Below are 22,252 nucleotides of genomic sequence, written 5' to 3' on the forward strand. Positions count from 1 at the left end.
GGCCATTCAGCCCAGTAGCCGCACGTGCTCCGGATTCAGCTCGGCAACGTTCTTCACGCCCAGCAGCTGCATGGTGCGGGCGGCCTGGGTCGCCAGCAGTTCGATGGTCCGGTCGACGCCGGTGCGTCCGCCGGCCATCAGCCCGTACAGGTACGCCCGGCCGACGAGGGTGAAGTCCGCTCCGAGCGCCAGGGCGGCGACGACATCCCCGCCGCTCATGATGCCGGTGTCCAGGATGATGTCGGTCTTGCCCTTCAACTCCGCGGCGACCTCGGGCAGCAGATGCAGCGGAATCGGCGCCCGATCCAGCTGCCGACCCCCATGGTTGGACAGCACGATGCCGTCGGCGCCGTGCTCGACCGCTTTCCTGGCGTCGTCGACCGTTTGAATGCCCTTGACCACCAGCTTGCCCTTCCAGACTTCCCGCAGCCAGTCCAGGTCCTGGTAGGTGAGCGTAGGGTCGAACATCGAGTTGATCAGATCGGCCACGGTGCCGGAGTAACGGGACAGCGAGGCGAAGGCCAGCGGTTCGTGGGTGAGGAAATTGAACCACCACGCCGGCCGGTACGAGGCGTCCAGAACGGTCTTGGCCGTCAGCGCCGGCGGGATCGTCATCCCATTGCGGACATCGCGCAGCCGGGCGCCGGCCACGGACGTATCCACCGTGACCATCAAGGTATCGTAGCCGGCCACGGCCGCCCGGTTGATCAGCTCGATGGACTTATCCCGGTCGGTCCACAGGTAGAGCTGGAACCAGTTGCGGCCGTTCGGGGCGGCCGCGGCCACATCCTCGATGGACGCCGTGCCCATAGTGGAGAGGGTGTACGGAATGCCCGCTTCCTGGGCCGCCTGCGATCCGGCGTATTCACCTTCGGACTGCATCATTCTGGTGAAGCCGGTCGGGGCGATCCCGAACGGCAACGCCGATGAAGCCCCCAGCACGTCAGTGCCCAGGTTCACCGTTGACACGTCCCGCAGCACGCCCGGGCGGAACTCCAGATCCTTGAACGAATCCCGCGCCCGGGTCAGCGTGATCTCTTCTTCGGCGGCGCCATCGGTGTAGTCGAAGGCGGCCTTCGGGGTGCGGCGCTTGGCGATCGCGCGCAGGTCCGCAATGGTGTTCGCCTTGGCCACCCGGTTGCGCGCCGTGGGCAGCTTTGGCGCCTTGAACTGCATCAGCGGCGCCAGGTCGGCGGCCTTGGGGATCCTGCGGCGCAGCGCATCGGGCACTTTAGCGGCGGCGGACGACGACGTCGGCGCCGCACCTGTCCGGGCGGGCTGGGGCTGCTGGTCGGCTGATGTCTGCTCGGTCATGACGATCCTCTTCTGACGCAGGAAATCCATGGTTGGACCACAAGTGTTGCCTAGACCATATGCCATGTGGTTGGACCACATCAAGTATGGTTGCAACCATGAAAGCACACCAGATGGTCCTTGGCTGGGTGGAACAGGAAATCGCCGAAGACCGGCTCCGGATCGGTCAGCGCCTGCCCGCGGAGCGCACCATCGCAGAACAACTGCAGGTATCGCGAACCTCCGTACGGGAAGCCATCCGCGTGCTCGAGGCCATGGGAATCGTGCGATCCGGGGTGGGATCAGGGCCCGACGCCGGGACGCTGGTCATTGCCGACCCGTCGGCCCCCTTCACCTCGGCCATGCGGCTGCACTTCGCCACCTCGCATTTGCCTGCAGGCGACATTGTCCAAACCCGCCTGCTGCTGGAATCCTGGGCCGTGGAACACGCCGACCCCGCGTCGGCCTCTTTGGAATCCGCGCATGCCCTGCTGGAGGCTATGGACGAGCCGAACGTCGATGCAGAACGGTTCCACCAGCTCGACGCCGAATTCCACGTTGCCCTGTCCCAGGCGGCGGGAAACGTGCTGATCAGCACCATGATGGGATCACTGCGCGACGCCATCAACCAGTACACACTCGACCTGATCGTCAACCTGCCCGACTGGTCCGCCACCGCCACCAGGCTCCGGGCTGAACATCACGGTATCTACGACGCCGTGATGGCAGGGGAGGCAAGACTCGCCTCGGAGCTGGTCGCCGCGCATATCGAGGGTTACTACCGGGAGGCCGGTATCCCTCCGCGGGAAGCCGCCCAGTAACACCTCAAATTGGTCGGTTATTGACGCATTCCTGAATGTCCAGCGGGGCGCAGGTGGGTGACGTCGGTTGCGACAGATGCACGATTTGATATCATTGATGTGATATCGGAGGTGAAATATCGTGGAACAGATCCTGATCCGCAGCCTGCCAGCGGGTACCAAGGCAGTGTTGCGCGCCCGAGCCCAGCACCATCGCCGATCCGTCGAGGCAGAGGCACGCGAGATCTTCGCCGAGGCACTCAAGCGCGACCCCGTCACGATCGTCGACCTGTTGAGCATGGACGAGGGCGCCGACATTGAGTTTGAGCCCCAGCGGCTCGGTCTTACCGCACGAACCCCTGAACTGTGAGGTACGTCCTGGACTCCAATGTGGTATCTGCACTGCGGGTCCGCGGCCGAAATCCACCGGTCGAGGCTTGGGCGGCGTCGATCCCGGTAACTGATCAATTCGTAACCGCCACGACGATCGCAGAGATCGAACTCGGTATCGTCGCAATGGAACGAACCGACGTGGCACAGGGCGAGGTCCTGCGCCGATGGTTCGAGGATCGCGTCCTGCCGGCCTTCGCAGGGCGCGTGCTGCCATTCGACCTTCCGGCCGCGCGGATCCTTGCCACCTTCCGGGTCCCCGAGCACGCGCCATTAGACGACCCCCTGATCGCCGCCATCGCACAGGCCGCCGAGATGACCGTCGCGACGCGAAACACCAAACACTTCGAGCCCCTCGGCGTCCACTGCCACAACCCATGGGATCAGGCAGCGTAGACGAGGTATCAGGGCACCGGCTGGTACGCCTCGGCGAAGGGCCTTGTCGGTTCGAACCGTTTGGTGCTGGCCGCTTGGCGAGCAGCCGCACGGATGCCTTTCATCCCATCGTCAGCACTGAGCTCGCCAGCGGCGCGGGCCTGGAGCAGCATGTTGCCATATGCCGTAGCCTCCACCGGCCCGGCGACCACGGGCAGGCCGGTGGAGTTTGCGGTCAGCTGGCAGAGCAACTCGTTCTGTGAGCCGCCTCCGACTATATGCACGACGTCGATGCTGCGGTCTGCCAGTTCGGCGGCTTGTCGGAGGGTGCGGGCGTAGAGCCGGGCGAGGCTATCCATGATGCAACGGACCACTGCTGCTTTGGAGAGCAGAGGTGACGGTGCCGCTGCGGCTTGGATGCGTTCGGGCATGCTGCCGGGATGAATGAACGAGTCGTCGTCGGCGTCAATGACGGGTCCACCGGATGGCAAGGCGGCGGCCATTGTGAGCAGGTCTTCCAACCGTCCCGACGGACCCCAGGTTCTCAAGCATTCCTGAAGAAGCCAGAGCCCGCCGCAGTTACGCAGGTATCGGATGGTCCCCTCGATACCGCGTTCGTTGGTGAAGTTCGCTGCCAGGCCGGCGTCGGACAGGACGGGGCGGGGTAACTCCAGGCCTACGAGCGACCAGGTGCCGGACGAAATGTAGGCAAAATTGGATGACGATGCCGGCACGGCTGCCACTGCCGAAGCGGTATCGTGTGATCCGACGGCCACGACCCTCGTGGATTCCGGAAGGCCCGTCTGCTCGAGTACCTGGGGAAGCAGATGGCCTACAGTTTCTCCGGGTTGAATCAGCGGCGGGAATATTCCTTCGGGCAAATCGACTGCGCTCAGCAGCTGTGGGTCGAAGATTCCGCTGGAGGCGTTGAGGAGTCCCGTCGTGGATGCGTTCGTCGCCTCGCAGACCCGCCGACCTGTGAGCTTGAAGCCGATCAGATCCGGGATCAGCAGAGCCTGGACACCCCGCAACGAGCCCTCGGAGGCGAGTTGGTAGATGGTGTTGAACGGCAGGAACTGCAGCCCGGTCGTCTCGTACAAGCTCTTAAACGGGAGCTTGTCGTGCACCCGGTTGACAGCCTCGGCGGTTCGGCCGTCCCGGTAGCTGAAAGGCGTGCCGATCAAACCGCCGTCGTCGTCTACCAGACCATAATCCACCGCCCAAGTATCAATGCCGATACTGACGACCTGCAGTCCGTCCCTCTCGGCTTGGTCCGCGATGCACCCGAGACCGTGGACTATCTGGCGGAACAGGCCATCGATATCCCAGTGCAGACCTGAGTCCAATTCCAGCGGTGCGTTATCGAAGCGGTGGACAGTCTCCAGGTGTGGGGAGCCTGCCTGCAGTCGTCCCAGCATCACCCTGCCCGACGAAGCCCCAATATCGATGGCGGCGTAGGCCTTTGGCCGTGCTGGTTTCATCGGAGGAATGCGGCGGGTACGCCGGCGTCGACGGGGATGTGTAGTCCGGTGGTGTGGGACAGTTCGTTGGTGGTCAGTACGGTGGCGGCGTTGGCGACGTTTTCGGGCAGTACCTCGCGTTTGAGCAGGGTGCGTTGGGCGTAGTATTCGCCGAGCTTGTCTTCTTCGACGCCGTAGACGGCGGCTCGTTTGGCTCCCCAGCCGCCGGAGAAGATGCCGGACCCGCGCACGACGCCGTCGGGGTTGATGCCGTTGACGCGGATGCCGTATTCGCCCAGTTCGGCGGCGAGGAGCCGTACTTGGTGGGCTTGGTCGGCTTTGGTTGCTGAGTAGGCAATGTTGTTGGGGCCGGCGACGACGGAGTTCTTGGAGGAGATGTAGATGATGTCGCCTCCCATGTCCTGGTCGATGAGCACTTTCGCGGCGGCCTTCGAGACGAGGAAGGAGCCTTTGGCCATCACCTCGTGTTGCAGGTCCCAGTCTCTTTCGGACGTTTCCAACAGGGGTTTGGAGATGGACAGCCCGGCGTTGTTGACAATCAGGTCGAGACCTCCGAAGGCCAGCACGGCCTGGTCGATAGCTGCCTGTATTTGCCCAGGATCGGTGACATCGGCGGCGAGGCCGATGGCGGTGTCTTCTCCGCCGAGTTCGGCTGCGGCTGCGGCGGCGTTGTCGGCGTTGAGGTCGGCGATCGCGACGCAGGCGCCTTCGGCGGCCAACCGGGTGGCGGTGGCTTTGCCGATGCCGGAGGCGGCGCCGGTGACCAGTGCGATGCGGCCGGCATGTGACTTCGGTGTGGGCATACGGGCGAGTTTGGCTTCTTCGAGTGCCCAGTATTCGATCCGGAATTTTTCGGCTTCGTTGATGGGAGTGTAGGTGGAGAGGGCTTCGGCTCCGGCCATGACGTTGATGGCGTTGAGGTAGAACTCTCCCGCCACCCGGGCGGTTTGCTTGTTGGCGCCGTAGGAGAACATCCCCACTCCGGGGATGAGCACGATAGCCGGGTCGGCGCCGCGCATGGCCGGTGAATCGCCGGTGGCGTGGCGGTCGTAGTAGGCACGGTAGTCATCGCGGTACTGGGCGTGGAGTTCCTTGAGCCGGGCCACGCACTCGTCGATGGGGGCGTCGGAGGGCAGGTCGAGGACCAGGGGTTTGACCTTGGTGCGCAGGAAATGATCGGGGCAGGAGGTGCCCAACTCGGCCAGCCGGGGGTGTTCACTACCGACCAGGAATTCCAGTACAGCCTCGTCATCGCTGAAGTGGCCGACACGCGCCTGGTCAGTTGATGCCAGTCCGCGGATCACCGGCGCCAGGGCGGCGGCCTTGGTCCGGCGGGCGGTCTCGTCGAGGGGCCCGTAGCCGTCCAGCACCGGGCCGAAGGGATCAGGTCGGCCGTGATCGGCGATGTATTGTTCGGCCGTGTCGATGATCCATGTCGAGTTCGCTTCAACCTCGGCGGAGGTATCGCCCCACGCGGTGATTCCGTGCCCGCCGAGGACGGTGCCCACCGCCTGCGGGTTCGCCTCTTTGATCGCGGCGATATCCAAGCCGAGTTGGAAGCCGGGCCGGCGCCAGGGCACCCACACTACCCGGTCACCGAAGATCTTGGCGGTGAGTTCTTCGCCGTCAGCGGCGGTCGCTATCGCGATGCCCGAGTCCGGGTGCAGGTGATCCACGTGGGCGGCATCGACCAGCCCATGCATGGCCGTATCGATCGATGGGGCGGCCCCGCCCTTACCATGCAAGGTGTAATCGAAGGCAGCGACCATCTCATCTTCGCGTTCCACCCCCGGATAAACCCCGGTCAGCGCCCGCAACCGATCCATCCGCAGCACCGCCAGCCCCTGCGATGTCAGGGTCCCCAGATCGCCTCCCGATCCCTTGACCCATAACAATTCCACCGGCTCACCCGTGACCGGATCTGTATCCGGTCCCTTCGCGGAGGTATTACCACCGGCAAAATTCGTATACCGCTTATCAGCACCCAACCGATTCGACCGGGAAACGAGCTCCGCAACTGTCTGATTCTCTTCGTTGGGCGTCATTAAGCTCCCCATCCTGCTTGTTGGCCGCCCTGGCGGTCGGCATTGATCTTCTCCTGATATCCGCTGTCCTGGTAGGCCGCGATGGGGTCAGCCGGCAGTCCGCGGGATTCGCGCCACTCAGCCAGATCCTGCCTCACGTCTGTGTAGAAGGCGTCCATGAGCACGGCATTCGCGCCCAGCACGTCATTCGCGTCCTGGGCCAGCTTGAGAGCGTCCCAGTCCACCAGCAGTGCCCGTGCCGTCATCTCCTGGACATTGAGGACAGACCGGATCTGACCGGGAATTTTCTCTTCCAGGTTGTGGCACTGGTCCAGCATGAAGGCAATATTGTTCGCCGGATCGAGTCCGTTTCCGCGGACGACCTCGTACATAATACGGAAGAGCTGGAACGGATCTGCCGCACCCACTATCAAATCGTCGTCGGCGTAGAATCGGGAATTGAAGTCGAATGATCCGAGTTTGCCCAGCCGGATCAGCTGCGCCACGATGAATTCAATGTTGGTGCCCGGCGCATGATGGCCGGTATCCAGGCAGACCTTTGCCTTGGGTCCTAACTCCAGGCAATGGGCAAAGGATGTTCCCCAGTCCGGAACGTCCGTGTGGTAAAACGCCGGTTCGAAGAACTTGTATTCGAGGACCATGCGCTGGTCATCTCCCAGCCGGTCATATACCTCGCGCAAGGAATCCTGCAGCCGATCCTGACGGGAGCGAATATCGGTCTGCCCAGGATAGTTGCTGCCGTCGGCCAACCAGATCTTCAGATCCCGGGAGCCGGTTATATTCATGACCTCTATGCATTCGTACATGTGGTCGATGGCCTTGCGGCGCACGGCGGCATCACTGTGGGCCAGGCTGCCGAACTTATAGTCTTCATCCTGGAACGTGTTGCTGTTGATGGTCCCCAGCTCGATGCCGACGTCGCTGGCGTACCGGCCGAGCTTCCCGTAGTCGTCCACCTTGTCCCATGGAATGTGCAGGGCAACGCTGGAGGCCAGTCCGGTCATCTCGTTAACCTTTGCCGCATCCGCGATTTTCTCTTCGGCGGAACGGGGAGTGCCGGAAGTGCCGAAGACCCGGAAACGGGTGCCCGAATTGCCATAGGCCCAGGAGGGCACCTCAATAGTCAGACGTTCGAGTTCGGAGGCGATGGCCTCAATCCGGCTCATATGCACTCCTGCCGTGGTTGAATCGTTTCATGCTGACGTTTCAAAGTTATCGATGCCGACGCTGTAGTGTCAAGGAAAATTGAAGGTTCCTTTTTGGCCAGGAGAGGGCGGATCAGGCGCGTGGACACACGAGCGGTAAGTATTAAGGATGTCGCGGACCGGGCAGGCGTCGCAGTGGGCACGGTATCCAACGTGCTGAATTATCCTGAGCGGGTCTCGACTGGCACGCTGGATCGTGTCCACCAGGCCATTGCCGAACTCGGCTTCGTCCGCAACGACGCTGCCCGGCAACTACGTGCGGGCCTGAGCAGGGCCATCGGACTAATAGTGCTGGACGTCAGCAACCCGTTCTTCTCGTCGCTGGCGCGTTCAGCTGAGGAAGCGGCGGCGGAATCTGCCAGCACCGTAGTGCTGGGCGACAGCGGTCATGACTCCGCCCGCGAAGCCCGCTATATTGACGTATTTGAGCAGCAACGGGTTAAAGGCATGCTCATTTCACCGGTCGGCGACATCAGCGAGCGGATGGAGTCGCTGCGACGGCACGGTATTCCAGTTGTTCTGGTGGACAGGGTGGATCCGCACAAGAAGACTTCCTCGGTTTCGGTCGATGACGTGGCGGGAGGGTATGCCGCCGTTAAACACTTGCTCGACGAGGGACGCCGGCGGATTGTGTTTGTCGGGGCCAGCCCCGAGATCCAGCAGGTTGCCGACCGGCTTGCCGGTGCGCGCAAGGCCATGGCCGAACGTCCGGAAGCTGAACTGGAGATCGTTGAAGCAGAGTCGATGACAGTGCTCTCGGGAAGGGCAGCGGGGGAGTTGATGGCTGAACGTCCACGAGCAGAACTTCCGGACGGCATATTCTGCGCCAATGATTTGCTTGCCATCGGAGTGATGCAGGCAGTTCTGTTGATGCGCGGATGGCGGATACCAGATGATGTCGCGCTGATCGGCTACGACGACATCGACTTTGCCCAATCAGCTGTGGTTCCGCTTTCGACGGTGCGTCGGCCGACCTCGCAGATAGGGCGGACCGCTATCGAATTGCTTTTGGAAAGTATCGACGGTGAAGACGGTGAGTACAGGCAGATCGTTTTTCAGCCCGAACTGATTGCCCGGGACAGTACGGGACGGGCATGACGGCCAATTGACCGCCACCTACGACAGACAGGAGAACCAGATGGAGCGGGTTTGCTTTCAATTACAGGTTAGGCCCGAGCGCTTGGAGGAGTATAAGGAAAGGCACCGCCGCGTCTGGCCGGAAATGTGCGCCGCGCTCAAGGAGAGCGGATGGAACAACTACTCACTGTTCCTGCGCGAAGACGGGTTGCTGATTGGCTATCTGGAGAGCGACGACTTTTCAGCGGCACAACAAGCAATGGCTGCTACGGACGTCAATGCCCGGTGGCAGCAGGAAATGGGCGAGTTCTTCGTGGAGCTCGACGGCAGACCGGATGAGGGCTTCAGCCGGCTGACTGAAGTTTTCCATCTGGAAGACCAACTCGGCTAGCGAACGCGCGACGGAGTGCTGTCGCGCAGCACCACCTTTGTCTCGACGGGCGCAGCTGTTGCCAACTGCTGCACGGATTCGCTGCCGAAGGACAGTTGGAGTGCCCGACGACCGACCTCTTCCAAGGGAACGCGGACCGTGGTCAATGGCGGTGTAACGTCCCGGACAGTTGGAATATCGTCGTAGCCGGCCACCCCGATGTCCACGCCCGGATCGAAGCCTGCCTCGCGTATGGCAGACATGGCACCGACGGCCATAACATCGTTGACTGCGAACACGAGGTCTACTGAATCCAGGCCGTTCCTGACGAGTTCTTTGGCACCTTCGTATCCACCGTCCCTGGTGAAACTGGCATGGATGATGGATTCCTCGTCCAGCTCGACCCCATGTGTGGCCAGACCTTCGGTAAAACCACGAAGCCGCTCGCTGCCGGTGCGGATGTTGCCGGGGCCGGTGATAACAGCGAACTTCTTATACCCAAGGGGCACCAGTGCCTCCGCCAGCGCCTTGGCTCCCGCCTGATTCTCCAGTTGCACAGTAGTGAACGCGGGTTGATTCTGGCTGATGAAGGCTACGTGTCCGCCGTTCTCCTCGAACGCCGACAATTCCCCAAGAAGCTGCTGTTCATACTCTGAATCGGATGAACGGGAACCGGCCAGGATCATCACACGGGGACGTTGTCCGCGCAGCTCACGCACGGTCGCCAGCTCCCGCTGGGGATTACGTCCGGTCACGGCGATCGTCGTCACCAACGATGCTTCCTCCGCTGCGTTGATCACCCCGGAAGCAATTTGCGAAAAGTAGGGGTCTGCAATATCGGCGACCAGCAGGGCGACGGTCATTGTGCTGCCCTTGGCCACAGCCTGGGCGAACAGATTGGGAATGTAACCAAGTCGTTCAGCCGCTTCCAGCACGCGCCGGCGGTAGGATTCGTTTACCTTTCGATCGCTTCCATTGAGCGACCTCGAGGCGGTGGCGAGTGACACTCCCGCTTCGCGGGCAACGTCGCTGAGGGTGGCAGCTGTCTTCTCGGGTGCCGTGTCCATAGACGTATGTGTCCTTTCGCCGTCGGGGTTTCCGCTGGCAAGTTCGGTTTCCAATACTGATTCAGTAACACAATTGTTCCATGTTGTGAGCTTTAGAGGGGCATATTTCAGCTTCCAGGGAAAGCGATTGCTGCAGGGGCGCGGTCCACGGGGCAGTTTTGCCCGCGGGTCGTGCAGGTTGTCCTTGACCGTGACGTAAACCACCTATACGTTACTTGGGAAGCGTTTTCCATTGAAAGGATTCAATATGCTTCCGCGGAAGAAAAGCGTTGCACGGCCGGTCGCAGGCGCACTTACATGTGCCGTCGTCGCCGTTGGAGGGTTTAGCCTCCCGGCCAACGCCGTTCAGGAATCGGAGTCCCAGTCGCCGGGTATCCAACTCGAGCAGCTGGACAGGGGCCTGGTCGCGGCCACTACCTCTGAAGGGAACTTCTTGAGCTGGCGGCTGCTGGCCACGGAGGTCACCGGCGCCACCAAAGAAGGCCTCACCGGAGCGAACTTCGCCGTGTACCGCAATGGTGAAAAGATCGCCACCGTTACGGACAGCACCAACTATCTCGACCCACGAGGCGGCCGGAAGGCTCATTACTCAGTTGCCGCCGTCGTCGACGGCCATCAACTGCACCGGAGCGAGTCCGTGACACCGTGGGAACAGAACTACACGGAGATTCCGCTGCAGAAACCCGAGCCCGGCGTGACGCCGGACGGTGAGTCCTACACTTACTCGGCGAACGACATGAGTATCGGTGACATGGACGGCGACGGCGACTACGAGTACGTGGTGAAGTGGGAACCGTCCAATTCCAAGGACGTGTCCCAGGTTGGCTATACCGGCCCGACCTACGTGGATACCTACACCATGGAAGGGGAGTTGCTCTACCGGATCGATCTGGGCGTCAACATCCGTTCCGGCGCGCACTACACTCAGCTGAACGTCTACGATTTCGACGGCGATGGCCGGTCCGAGATCATGGTCAAGACGGCCCCGGGCACCAAAACCATCAGCTATGACGACGACGGCAATGTCGCCGGGCAGCAGTACATCACCATGCCGAAGAAGGATGTGAAAGCCGGGTACAACCACCAGGATGACTACCGGATGAGTGCGGCCGACTACTACGACCACGTGGTGGACATGTTCCGCGGCTGGCACGAGCATCCCCAGGTGAAGGCGGGAAACTGGCCTGCGACGCTGGAGGAGGCCTTCGGAATCGAACCGCGGTACGAATATCCGTTGTCCAAGGCCGATGCGCAGTCGCTGGCCGACTACTTCATGGATGTCTACGCGCCATCGCGCAGTGACCGCAACAAACTGCGGCAGTTCGAAGGGTTCGTCCTCACCGGACCTGAATACCTCACCGTCTTCGACGGGGCCACCGGCGAGGAGCTGGACACCGTCCGGTACGAACCGGGCCGCACCGATGACGGGCTGATGTGGGGCGACTACGCCTACCCCCGGATTGAGCCCGGCAACCGGGTCGACCGGTTCCTCTCCGGAGTGGCATACCTCGACGGCAAGCACCCCACCGCCATCATTGCCCGCGGCTACTACACCCGCGCCGCCATCGTTGCCTACAACTTCAACGGTGAGAACCTGAGCAAGGAGTGGACAGTGGACAGCGGCTGGACGCCGATGGACAACCCTTTCAACGCCACCCCGCACGGCACGGATGGAACCGACACGAAGTTCGGCTCGATCACCACTCAGGGCTTCCACTCGCTCACTGCTGCCGACGTCGACGGCGACGGCAAACAGGAGATCGTCTACGGCGGCGCCACCATCGACCAGGACGGGTCGCTGCTGTACAGCTCCTTCGACGAACTGCCACCCGGCAGCGCCGATCCCGGTGCCCGGGCCCGGCTGGGACACGGTGACGCGATGCATGTCACCGACATCAATCCCGACCGTAAGGGTCTGGAAATTTTCACCGTGCATGAAGGGGCGAGTTCCGCGCCATACGGCTACGTGATGCGCGACGCGGCCACCGGGGAAGTGGTATTTGGCGAGTACTCGGGTGCGGACACCGGACGGGGGATGGTCGGCGATGTCCGCAAGGATATCCGCGGGATTGAAAGCTGGGCCATGGGCATGCAGTCAGCCACCGGGGCAGACCTTGGTGAACAGATGCCGGGAACGAATATGAGCATCAAATGGTCGGCGGACATGACCACGCAGATCATTACCGGATCCGGTGATACCCCTCCCAGCATTGAGAACTGGCAGGAAGGGACGGTGCTGACCGCCGATGGCACCCGAACCAACAACGGCACCAAGGGAAATCCAGCCCTGGTGGCTGACGCATTCGGCGACTGGCGCGAGGAGATGTTTGTCCGGACTGCCGACAGCTCCGCCATCCGCGTCTACCTCAGTACGGAGGTGACGGATCATAAACTCACCACGCTGATGCATGACCCGCAATACCGCGCCGAGGTTGCCCGCCAGAACACCGCATACAATCAGCCTTCCTACACCAGCTACTACCTGGCCTCTGACATGGACTTCAGGGACGTTCCGGTACCTGATCTGTGGACACCGGGTGCCGTGGCTGGTTTGAACGAACGATTGGATCAGTTGGTCGACGCCGGCGACGTCACCGGGCCTATCGCCCATCAACTGGATGCTGCCATTGGTCAGGCGGAACGCGCTGCGGGGCAATCCAAATGGAATCAGGCGGTCATGTTCCTCGAGCGCGCGTTGACGCGCCTGGAGCGCCTAAAGAAGCCCGACGACGTTTCCGATGCCGCCAAGCGCACTCTGCTGCACCGGACGAAAACGGTACTGTCGATGCTCCGCTAGGCGTACTGGGACGGGGGCTGTTTACAGACGTAAGGATGAAGACCTCCTGAGCTGGCGGTAACGACACCGATCCGAACTCAGGAGGTCTTCGTGTCCCCTCGTCATGCCCGTTTGGCTGCCGCCGGTAGGAAGACTCTGGTGGCACCGAAGGGCAGGGTTATGACCCCTCTGTGTGGCAGCTTGATCCGGTCGCCGTTGAACAGATCCGATCTCAGGCGCAGAAACAACCGGTACGACTGGGAAGCCCCCGGGGTCATGAACCACGTGGCTGTGAAGAAACTCGGCTGGATTCCCGATGGCCGTATCAGGCTCGACTACGTCGAAGCGCCGCCCGGACGCAGATGATGCGTACCGGGCGGCGCCTTTTTCTTCTGTGTGTGCTTAGTGGCGCTGAGCTTGAGCGTGATTCTGTGTCCGGCCCCGATCCTGAGCCTGATCCTGAGGCGCCTGTTCGCCGTCGAGGGACTGCGTAGTGACGTCGAAGGTTTCCTTTGACAACCATGCCGCCACCGCGGAGATCATTGAGATGCCGAGCGTGATGCCGCCGATGACCAACGGAACTGAGTCAGATCCAGGCGGCGCAATGAACGCGAAGAGGCTCGGCAGCATCGCCACCAGGAACAAGGCGATATTCTGCGACAGCGCGAAGCCGGCCATGCGGTTGCGGGTCGGGAACATCTCCTGGAAGAAGCTCGCGAAGGTCGCGTTCCACATCTGGTAAAGAATTCCAAACATGAGCACAGCGAGGACGACGGTTAGCACCACATTGCGCTCACTCACAGCCCACAGATAGGGAAATGTGAGAACACCGGCACTGAGCGGGCCGAAGATCATCAGCGGTCGACGGCCGATCCGGTCGGACAGCTGTCCGAAGAACGGGATGAGAATGATCGCGACGATGTTCGCGACAACAGGCATCCACAGGTAAGTCTCTTCGCTCATGCCAATGCCGTAGGACTCCTGCGTGGCGTAAGCGGTGCCGAAGATGACGACAGTGGTTCCGATGACATTGGCCAGGCCCATGCACACTGCCCGTACAACAGTGCCACCATTTTCGCGGAAGACCCGCCATACTGAGGTCTGCTCGGGTTGCTTCTTCGAGTGCTCGATAAAGACTTCCGATTCACGGACCTTCATGCGGATAATCATCGCGGCGGCTATAACGACTGCGCTGAGGAGGAAGGGCACGCGCCATCCCCACGCCTGGAAAGCCTCGTCGCTGAGCAAGGTGGACAAAGGGATGAAAGCGGCGGTTCCAAGGATGCTGCCGACTTGGGTTCCCTGCAGACTGAAGCTTGCATAGAAGCCGCGCTTGTTATCGGGTGCGTGCTCGACGATCATGGCGCTCGCGCCGCTCAGTTCGCCGGCAACAGCGAAGCCTTGGACGAGCCGCAGAACCACGAGGAGGAGCGGTGCCAGCAAGCCGACTTGCCCGTACGTGGGGAGGAGCCCGACGACGAACGTCGAGACGCCCATGAGCAGCATCGCCATAACCAGGACGTTCTTACGCCCGTGACGGTCGCCCAGGTTGCCGAGGATGAAGGCACCGAGCGGGCGGGCGACATAGCCGACGCCGTAGGTCGCCAGAGACGCGATCACTGCAATCGCCGGGTCTCCCTCGGGGAAGAATATCTGGGGGAAGATCAGCGCAGCGGCCGTCCCGTAGATTGCGAAATCGTAGTACTCGAGGGTGCTCCCGATCCAGCCACTCGCGGCGGCCCGGCGGGATTGCGTGCGCGAGTGCTCCGCTGCTGTCACTTCATCGTGCATCTGGTCCTCCAAATATCGTCTCAGTTTGTGTGTTGAGACACATCAAGTAAGCGCTTTCCAGTAAAACATGAATCGATTCAAGGCACAACCCTCCTGCCATCTCGTGCGCGCTTGGGATGACGCGTAATGGCGGTCATGGCATTCTGAAAGTCTCGCGGATGAAGCGGATGTGCTCTGCCTGTTGAAAGGGGCCACCGTTTTCATGTCCGTTGTAGCTGAAAACGTTCATCTCTTTGGGTCCGGCATAGTGGTTGTAAGCCGCATACACGCACGACGGCGGGCAGACGGCGTCGAGCAGGCCCACCGAGAATAGGGCAGGCAAGGTGCTCCGTGCCGCGAAGTTGACGCCGTCGAAGTAGCTCAGCGTACGGAATACCCGCTCTTCCTGTCCGCGGCGCATCCCCAGATATCGGACCAACTCGCTGTACGGCTGTGTATCGACGATCTCTGTGGCCCGGCGGATATGGGCCAAAAACGGAACGTCGATGATGGCGGCCATCGGCGGATGGTCAAGGATAACCGGAGCCAGCGCAGAGGCTGCCAGGCAAATGCCTCCGCCCTGGCTGCCGCCGGACAGCAGGACCTGTTCTGGGTCCACCGCCGGGTGGGATTGAGCGGCCTGGACTGCGCGGACGCTGTCGGTGAAGAGTCGGCGATAGTAGTAGTTTTCCTCGGACTCGATTCCCTGCGTGAGGTGTCCGCCCACGTGCGGTCCGCCTACTGCTCCATCGGGTGTATCGCCTGGGCGGTGTCCGGCTCCTTGTCCGCGCAGATCCATCACAAAGTGGGCGACGCCGGCGGACGGGATGGCCGTCCACTCTCCCGGCAGGCTCCTGCCGCCGCCGTAGCCAATAAACGTCACCACTACCGGCATTGGTCCCTTTACGTGCCGCGGCCGCAGCATCCAGCCTCGCACGGGGTCACCACCGTGCCCGGCGAACGTCACGTCCTCAGTCACCAGCTGCGAATAGCCGGCATCCACCTCGTCGAAGGTGGCATCCAATGGATAGCTGGAGGCGCCGGCCAGTGTGGTCTTCCAAAAGTCGTCAAAGTCCATTGGTTCGTCGCGCTGTGGCAGGTAGTTCCGGAGCTCATGAAGAGGGAGATCGAATCGAGGCATGTCGTACTTTCCAATATTGAAATGAAGCTGGTTGTATGTTGAATCACATTACATCGCATACTTTGATACGATTCAACGACGGACGGCGCCTTCCAGTGGACTTATCGGCCCTTGTCTTCCGGAATGGCATTTGTGGTCTTCACTGCGCTGCTGGTAAGGAGAATCGATGTATTACGGTGCCGATTACAACCCCGAACAATGGCCGGAGAGCGTGTGGCCGGAGGATATTGTCCGGATGCGCGAGGCCGGGGTGAACATGGTGACCCTCGGAGTGTTCGCATGGTCGCGGATCCAGCCCGATGAAGACACCTTTGATTTTGAGTGGTTGGACCGCATTATTGAACTGTTGCACGACGCCGGCATAGCAGTTGACCTGGCCACCGCCACTGCTTCCCCGCCACCTTGGGCAACTGCGAAGTACCCGGAGATTCTCCCGGCCGACGAAAACGGAGCGGCGTACTGGCCTGGAAGCCGGCAGCATTACTCGCCATCCTCACCCGCCTACAGGCGTCTGGCTTCCCGGCTCGTCACCCGGCTCGTCGAACGCTATGCGAAGCATCCCGCCGTCGTGATGTGGCACGTGAATAACGAATATGGATGCCATCTGCCGCAGGATTTCTCCGATTCCGCACGGGACGCCTTCAGGAAATGGCTGCGGGAACGGTATGAGAGCGTTGATGCCTTGAACGAGGCGTGGGGCACATGGTTTTGGTCCCAGCGGTATACGTCTTTCGAGGAAATCTATCCTCCCCGGCGCGCGCCCTACAGCCACAACCCCTGTCAGCTGCTGGACTTCAGGCGCTTCACCTCCGACGCCATGCTGGATTGCTTCCGGATGGAGAAGTCAATCATCCGGGCGGCCGGAGCCACCCAGCCGGTGACGACGAATTTCATGGGACCGTTCAAGCCGGCGAACTACTGGCAATGGGCATCTGAACTGGATGTGATTTCCGACGACTGCTATCCCGATCCCAACGATCCCGAAAGCTTCCGGACCAGCGCGTTTGCCCGCGATCTGATGCGTTCGCTCAAGCCGGACACCCCGTGGGTCCTGATGGAACAATCGACCAGTGCCTTGAATTGGCGACCCAGTAACGCGCCAAAAGCACCCGGTCAGATGGCCGCTTTGAGCATACAGGCGGTGGCCCGCGGTGCAGACGGCGTCATGTTCTTCCAATGGCGCCAATCACGAGCCGGGGCGGAAAAGTTCCATTCGGCGATGCTTCCCCATGCCGGCACAGGAACAAGAACGTGGTCCGAAGTGGTGCAGCTGGGTGCTGATCTTGGCTCCTTGCCGCAATTACCGGCTGGCGCGATGGACGCCAGGGTGGCGATAGTCGTCGATTGGGAAAACTGGTGGGCCGTCGAAAACCCCGACCACCCCGTCGAGTTCGACTATTTGGCACAAGTGCAGCGGTGGTATGGCGTGTTCCACCGGCAGAACATTCAAGTCGACTTCGTCCACCCCTCAGCTGCGCTGGATCATTACCAACTTGTGGTGGCACCACATCTATACCTGCTCCGCAGCGCGGACGCGGCAAACCTGGCTGGCTTCGTCGACGACGGCGGGCATCTTCTGGTCACTGCCTTCAGCGACGTGGTGGACGAGAACGACCAGTTTCGTCCTGGCGGCTACCTGACTCAACTTGGTTCCGTGCTCGGTGTGGCATTGGAGGATTTTGGGGCACTGGTCCCTCCTGGCAGTTCGGGACCCGGCCGGAAGAGTGCCCGGGTGCGATTCGAGGAGGAGGCCTTCAACGGCACCTACTTTGCGGAACAAATACAGACAGCAGGGGCGGAGGTGTTGGCGAGGTTCACCAGCGGATACAACGAGGGGGCGCCTGCCCTCACGCGCAATCATGCCGGCGCCGGGCAAGCTTGGTACCTGGCTACGGTGCCGGACTCCAGCGGTCTCGGACTGCTCATCGGTCAGGTTCTCGACGCGGCCGGGGTGAAGCCCGTGTTGAGTAACCTTCCCGAATCCGTTGAAGCGATCCAACGGGGAAATGTACTGACGGTCATCAATCATGACGATGTGCCCGCTGCGATCGACATGTCCGGCACCGACCTGCTGGCCGGCGAAGCAGTGGACAAAGTCCATCTCGGGCCCTTCGGGTTTGCCTTCATTGCTGGTCATGCAGGCCCGCCGAATTATTCGGCAGCCTCCTAATCCAGGGACCTGCTCCGCTCAATTTCCACGATGAGCTCCGCATGCCGCTTGTCCGTCAGCCGGTACCAGAACATGACGGCGACAGCGGCCAGGATCAGGACGGCGGGAAATAGCCCTGCGGCAGCCCTGATGCCGAGCATCGCAGATTGGGACTGTTCGACGGCGTCGGGAGCGTAGCTGCCCGCCGCCAGGGCGAAAGCTGCAAGGGCGCCGCCGAGGCCCATCCCCAGTTTCCTGGTCGACGACAGCACCGAATAGTTGACGCCCTCAGCGCGTACACCGGTGTTCCACTGGCCAAATTCGACGGTATCCGCCACCAGCGCCCAAACCAGAATGTTCACCAGGGCGGAGCCGATGAGGCAGACGAATATTCCGATGACGCCAACGATGGGAGCCGCGGTTGGAGCCAGGAAGACGGCGAGGCCTCCGGCAATACCAAGGATCCCGCCCGAGAAGTACATGTTCCTTTTGCCCCAGCGGTGCACCAGCCGCGGAGCCGCCACGGCCAAGGTCAGGGTCATGGCCACATGCCCGGCTGCGACCGCCGGGTACAGATACAACAGGTCCAATACGTCGCGCAGGTAGAAGATCTGCGAGGTATTAAGGGCGACAGCTCCGGTGTTGAACAGCACCGAGCTGGTGCACAGCACCAGCAGCGGTTTGTTGCCCCGCAACGCCGTCATACTCTGTGCGAGCGAAATTTTTACCACGTCACGCTGGACCCGTTCGCGGGTGACGGCGGCGGTGAAGAAATACAGGCCTGATCCTGCGACGACGAAGATTACCGTCAGGACGGTGAAGATTCTCTGCAAGTCGTTGCCGGGCACCATCAGCGGTGCGACGAATATGCCCAGCGCGGAGGAGCACAGCAAGCCTCCGATAGTGCGAGCTCCGGCCAGCCTCGCACGGTCCCGCGGGTTCTGGGTCATTGCCCCGATCAGGCACCCGTAGGGAATGTTCACCAGGCTGTAGCCCATGGAGAATGCTGCATAGGTGACGTAGGCGTAGATCAGTTTGCTGGTTTCGCCGATATCCGGAACGTTGAATGCTGCTGCCATGAGTACCAGCGGAACAAAGCCGAAGAGCAGGAAGGGCCGGAATTTGCCCCACCTGCGGCTGAAACTGTGGTCGACGATCCGACCGGCGGCGATGTCCGCGAAGGCGTGGAAAATCCGTACCACCAGCAGGAGCGTACCCGCCGCAGCGGCGCCGATGCCCGCGACGTCGGTGTAATACAACAGCAGGAACAGATTCGCAGTGCTGATCGTCATGCTGTTGGCGGTATCTGCCGCGCCGTAGCCGAGAACACTTACACTGCTGAGCTTCTTCATTCCGCTGCAGCCTTGTGGCTGATCCTTTCGTGCTGTTGGTGGCCCCGCCGGCCGAGCCGGCGGGGGCCTGTCTGACATAGCCCGATGAACCTAGCTAGGCGGGCTCGACTGCTCCGTCCACGCGACGGTTCAGCTTCCAGGGATTGGAATCCTGGATCGGGGACGGCAGGAACTCGTCCGGAATGTTCTGGTAGCTGACGGGCCGCTGGAATCGATGGATGGCCAGCGATCCCACCGACGTCGAACGGGGATCAGAGGTGGCGGGGAATGGGCCGCCGTGAACCATGGCGTGACCGACTTCGACACCTGTGGGCCAGCTGTTGAACAGGATGCGGCCCACTTTCCGCTCCAGCACCGGCAGCAGCACCTGGACATCGCTCCCGTCGTCGTGGGTGCAGTGCACGGTGGCGGTGAGCTGGCCCTGCAGCTTCGCGGCGACTTCCACCATCTCTGCTGTGCTGCGATAGCGGACGATCAGTCCGGCGGCGCCAAACACCTCGTCCTGCAGGGCCGGTGCATCGGCGAATTTGGCCGCCGATGTGCTGAATAGTGCCGGGGCCGGGGCATTCTCCGTTCCGCCCGGCTTGCCCGTTGCGACCCGGGAAACGCCCGGCGCCTGTTCCATGCCCTCGATTCCGGCGGCGCACGCTTCGGAAATTCCGGAGGTGAGCATGGTGGTGCCGGCGGTTTCGGACAATGCCGCAGCAGCCGAGTCCACAAACCGGTCTCCATCCGTGCCTTCGGGTACAAAGACGAGTCCGGGATTGGTGCAGAACTGGCCCGACCCCATGGTCATCGATCCGATGAAGCCATCGGTCAGTTGGCTCTGGTCGCCTTCCAGAATCCCGGGGAGGACGAAAACAGGATTGATGGAGGACATTTCGGCGTAGACCGGAATTGGTTCATCTCGCTCGGACGCGGCCTTCATCAGCGCCAGCCCGCCGGTGCGGGACCCGGTGAACCCCACGGCCTTGACCCGCGGGTCAGCCACCAGCGCTTGGCCGATTTTCCGCCCAGTGCCGAACAAGAGCGAGAACACTCCTGCGGGCAAGCCGGATTCATCGAGCGCCCGGGTAATGGCTTGTCCGACCAATTCGGCCGTGCCTGGATGGGCATTATGGGCCTTGACAATGACCGGGCAGCCAGCGGCCAGCGCCGACGCAGTGTCTCCACCCGCCGTCGAAAATGCCAGCGGGAAATTGCTGGCCCCAAAGACGGCGACCGGGCCGAGGCCAATGTGCCGTTGCCTGATGTCCAGCCGCGGCGCCGGAGCCCGGTCCGGCTGGGCCGGATCGACCCGGGCCTGCACATGGTCGCCCTGGCGGACGACCGAGGCGAACAAGCGCAATTGCCCCACGGTGCGGCCGCGCTCGCCTTCAATGCGGGCTGCGGGCAAGCCCGTTTCCGCCACAGCCCGTTCGGTCAGTTCGCCGCCCAGGGTATCGATGTTATCCGCGACGCGCTCCAGGAAGGCGGCCCGCGCTTCGGGCGACGTGGAGCGGAACGTGTCGAAAGCCGCCTCCGCGGCCTTGGTCGCCGTCTCCAACTGCCCCATGCTGACCAGACCGAACGACGGGTCAAGTTGCGTGCCTGTGGCAGGGTTGACGGCCATGACGGTTCCGTCGCCGCCATCCGTGCGGAGGCCGGCAATGATCGATTTCCCCAAGACTGCTGAGGGTGCAGCGACGCTCATTAGTGCTCCTAACTGTTGTTATTCGGGGGAGTTGGTTCCAGTGGCTGCCACGGGCGCATCCGTGGGGCGGTGGGGTGCAGGACCGGTGCTGCCCCGTATCTGCAGCTGCGGTTTGAATATGGCTTTGGAAGGCTGTCGCCTTTCCGCCGGGACGCCCTGTATGAGGTCACGGAGCCAGAGCCAGGCCTGTTCGCCGACTTCGTGGATCGGCACCGCGGCTGTCGTCAACGATGGTGTTGTATAGGCAGCAAAGGGAATGTCGTCGAAGCCCGCGACCGATAGCTCGCCCGGCACCTGGGCACCGTGTTCGTGGATGCTGCTGAGGAGTCCCATGGCGACGAGATCGTTAAAGGCCAGAACAGCCGTAATGTCCAGCCCCAGTACATCGCCGGCCGCCCGGTGGCCGGCGTCAAAACTGGATCCGCCGGGCACCGTCGTGAGCTGGACATCCGGATGGCGAGAGCAGAATTCTTCCAGCCCGCGAACCCGGTGAGCGTTGGAGGCGCTGCTATCCGGCCCGGCGAGGAAAGCGATTTTGCGGTGCCCCAGCCCATACAGATGCTCCGCCAGTTCCTGGATACCTTGGCGGTAATCGATTGAAAGGCTGGGGGCGCCGTCGGCGGTGGTCCGGTTGATCAGCACCATCGGTTGCAGGGAGGGGGCAAGCTCCTCGAGTTCGCCCCGGCCCATCCGTGGCGCGCAGAGTACGACGCCGTCACCGCGCCGGCGCGCTTCGCCGGCCAGGATCGATTCCTCGCTCGGGGTCTCGGAAGAGTCTGCGATCAGCACGCGGTAGCCATCCCTGGCAGCAGTATTGCTGACGGACTTCAATAGTGCCTGAAACGAGGGGTTGGCCAGATCTGGAACCAGAATGCCGATGGTTTCGGTCTTGCCCCGTGCGAGGCTGCGGCCTACCGGGCTTGGGTGATACCTGAGCTCGTCGGCCGCCGACCGGACCCGCGCAGCAATCTTCTGATCAACGGTGAAATTTCCGTTCATCACGCGTGAGACTGTGGCGTGCGAGACACCCGCTTTGGCAGCGACGTCGGCAATTCCGATCCGCCCGGCCTCTTTCCTGTTCATGGACTCCATTCCCTGCGCAGTCCTCCTGTCTTCTTCGCCGCCTGGTGGAAGCGGTTGAAGGTGCGTGGTCCCGCTGCGCGTTGACGGGACCGACTGGGTCTTGATACAAATCATACAACGATTTGGGAAAGCGTTTTCTCACTGTAGTTTAGTCCATTTGAACCGGCTCGCTGTTCATGTTTCGA

17 protein-coding genes are annotated in these 22,252 nt (G+C 62.0%); 7 read left to right on the top strand and 10 right to left on the bottom strand.

Annotated elements, in window-relative coordinates:
* Nucleotides 1-6: 6 nt before the first annotated feature.
* Nucleotides 7-1,314: an alpha-hydroxy acid oxidase gene (locus H535_RS0104865; protein ID WP_026818662.1), complete on the bottom strand. Its 1,308-nt coding sequence runs from the start codon at nucleotides 1,312-1,314 to the stop codon at nucleotides 7-9.
* A 98-nt stretch (nucleotides 1,315-1,412) separates the two neighbouring features.
* On the opposite strand from H535_RS0104865, the gene H535_RS0104870 reads away from it, so the two are divergent.
* From H535_RS0104870 to H535_RS0104880, 3 genes are all read left to right on the top strand, one after another.
* Nucleotides 1,413-2,114 (top strand): FadR/GntR family transcriptional regulator, encoded by a 702-nt coding sequence (locus H535_RS0104870; RefSeq protein ID WP_026818663.1) that lies wholly within the window; start codon nucleotides 1,413-1,415, stop codon nucleotides 2,112-2,114.
* A 121-nt stretch (nucleotides 2,115-2,235) separates the two neighbouring features.
* The gene (locus H535_RS0104875; protein WP_026818664.1) at nucleotides 2,236-2,463 is read left to right on the top strand and encodes a FitA-like ribbon-helix-helix domain-containing protein; all 228 of its coding nucleotides are present in this window, start codon (nucleotides 2,236-2,238) and stop codon (nucleotides 2,461-2,463) included.
* A complete protein-coding gene (locus tag H535_RS0104880; protein WP_026818665.1) occupies nucleotides 2,460-2,879 on the top strand; it encodes a type II toxin-antitoxin system VapC family toxin in 420 nt (139 codons plus the stop codon). Before H535_RS0104875 ends, H535_RS0104880 begins: the two co-directional genes overlap by 4 nt.
* A gap of 8 nt (nucleotides 2,880-2,887) precedes the next feature.
* On the opposite strand, the gene H535_RS23525 is transcribed toward H535_RS0104880, so the two are convergent.
* Genes H535_RS23525 through rhaI form a run of 3 tightly spaced genes read right to left on the bottom strand, consistent with a single transcriptional unit; the run spans nucleotide 2,888 to nucleotide 7,550 of the window.
* Nucleotides 2,888-4,339: a rhamnulokinase gene (locus tag H535_RS23525; RefSeq protein WP_051298552.1), complete on the bottom strand. Its 1,452-nt coding sequence runs from the start codon at nucleotides 4,337-4,339 to the stop codon at nucleotides 2,888-2,890.
* The gene (locus tag H535_RS0104890) at nucleotides 4,336-6,384 is read right to left on the bottom strand and encodes a bifunctional aldolase/short-chain dehydrogenase (RefSeq protein ID WP_162144851.1); all 2,049 of its coding nucleotides are present in this window, start codon (nucleotides 6,382-6,384) and stop codon (nucleotides 4,336-4,338) included. The genes H535_RS23525 and H535_RS0104890 overlap by 4 nt, the downstream gene beginning before the upstream one ends.
* Nucleotides 6,384-7,550: an L-rhamnose isomerase gene (rhaI, locus tag H535_RS0104895; RefSeq protein WP_026818667.1), complete on the bottom strand. Its 1,167-nt coding sequence runs from the start codon at nucleotides 7,548-7,550 to the stop codon at nucleotides 6,384-6,386. Before rhaI ends, H535_RS0104890 begins: the two co-directional genes overlap by 1 nt.
* 120 nt (nucleotides 7,551-7,670) lie before the next feature.
* Here rhaI and H535_RS0104900 point away from each other — a divergent pair, with 120 nt between their 5' ends.
* Both H535_RS0104900 and H535_RS0104905 read left to right on the top strand, forming a co-directional pair.
* A complete protein-coding gene (locus H535_RS0104900; RefSeq protein ID WP_035768400.1) occupies nucleotides 7,671-8,687 on the top strand; it encodes a LacI family DNA-binding transcriptional regulator in 1,017 nt (338 codons plus the stop codon).
* A gap of 40 nt (nucleotides 8,688-8,727) precedes the next feature.
* Nucleotides 8,728-9,057, top strand: a complete 330-nt coding sequence (locus tag H535_RS0104905) for an L-rhamnose mutarotase (RefSeq protein WP_026818669.1) — start codon at nucleotides 8,728-8,730, stop codon at nucleotides 9,055-9,057.
* Here the strand turns inward: H535_RS0104905 and H535_RS0104910 are convergent.
* On the bottom strand, nucleotides 9,054-10,103 hold the full coding sequence (locus tag H535_RS0104910) for a LacI family DNA-binding transcriptional regulator (protein WP_026818670.1): 1,050 nt from the start codon (nucleotides 10,101-10,103) through the stop codon (nucleotides 9,054-9,056). The genes H535_RS0104905 and H535_RS0104910 overlap by 4 nt on opposite strands.
* Nucleotides 10,104-10,350: 247 nt before the next feature.
* On the opposite strand from H535_RS0104910, the gene H535_RS0104915 reads away from it, so the two are divergent.
* On the top strand, nucleotides 10,351-12,900 hold the full coding sequence (locus H535_RS0104915) for a rhamnogalacturonan lyase (RefSeq protein ID WP_026818671.1): 2,550 nt from the start codon (nucleotides 10,351-10,353) through the stop codon (nucleotides 12,898-12,900).
* A gap of 381 nt (nucleotides 12,901-13,281) precedes the next feature.
* Here H535_RS0104915 and H535_RS0104925 read toward each other — a convergent pair whose 3' ends face one another.
* Together H535_RS0104925 and H535_RS0104930 are read right to left on the bottom strand one after the other, a co-directional pair.
* Nucleotides 13,282-14,670, bottom strand: coding sequence for an MFS transporter (locus tag H535_RS0104925; protein ID WP_026818673.1), 1,389 nt, complete (start codon nucleotides 14,668-14,670; stop codon nucleotides 13,282-13,284).
* Nucleotides 14,671-14,803: 133 nt separating this feature from the next.
* A complete protein-coding gene (locus tag H535_RS0104930; RefSeq protein WP_026818674.1) occupies nucleotides 14,804-15,790 on the bottom strand; it encodes an acetylxylan esterase in 987 nt (328 codons plus the stop codon).
* Between the two features lie 166 nt (nucleotides 15,791-15,956).
* Between H535_RS0104930 and H535_RS23530 the strand changes: the two genes are divergently transcribed.
* Nucleotides 15,957-17,960: a beta-galactosidase gene (locus H535_RS23530; protein WP_035768402.1), complete on the top strand. Its 2,004-nt coding sequence runs from the start codon at nucleotides 15,957-15,959 to the stop codon at nucleotides 17,958-17,960.
* On the opposite strand, the gene H535_RS0104940 is transcribed toward H535_RS23530, so the two are convergent.
* The 3 genes from H535_RS0104940 to H535_RS23535 form a co-directional block, all read right to left on the bottom strand.
* The gene (locus H535_RS0104940) at nucleotides 17,957-19,291 is read right to left on the bottom strand and encodes a glycoside-pentoside-hexuronide (GPH):cation symporter (RefSeq protein ID WP_026818675.1); all 1,335 of its coding nucleotides are present in this window, start codon (nucleotides 19,289-19,291) and stop codon (nucleotides 17,957-17,959) included. The two genes, H535_RS23530 and H535_RS0104940, sit on opposite strands and share 4 nt — an antisense overlap.
* Before the next feature lie 94 nt (nucleotides 19,292-19,385).
* Nucleotides 19,386-20,984 carry an aldehyde dehydrogenase (NADP(+)) gene (locus tag H535_RS0104945; RefSeq protein ID WP_051298554.1) on the bottom strand — a complete coding sequence of 533 codons (1,599 nt, stop codon included), beginning with the start codon at nucleotides 20,982-20,984 and terminating at the stop codon, nucleotides 19,386-19,388.
* Between the two features lie 18 nt (nucleotides 20,985-21,002).
* On the bottom strand, nucleotides 21,003-22,067 hold the full coding sequence (locus tag H535_RS23535; protein WP_051298622.1) for a LacI family DNA-binding transcriptional regulator: 1,065 nt from the start codon (nucleotides 22,065-22,067) through the stop codon (nucleotides 21,003-21,005).
* Nucleotides 22,068-22,252 lie beyond the last annotated feature (185 nt).

It is taken from the genome of Arthrobacter castelli DSM 16402 (assembly GCF_000430705.1).
GTDB lineage: Bacteria > Actinomycetota > Actinomycetes > Actinomycetales > Micrococcaceae > Arthrobacter_C > Arthrobacter_C castelli.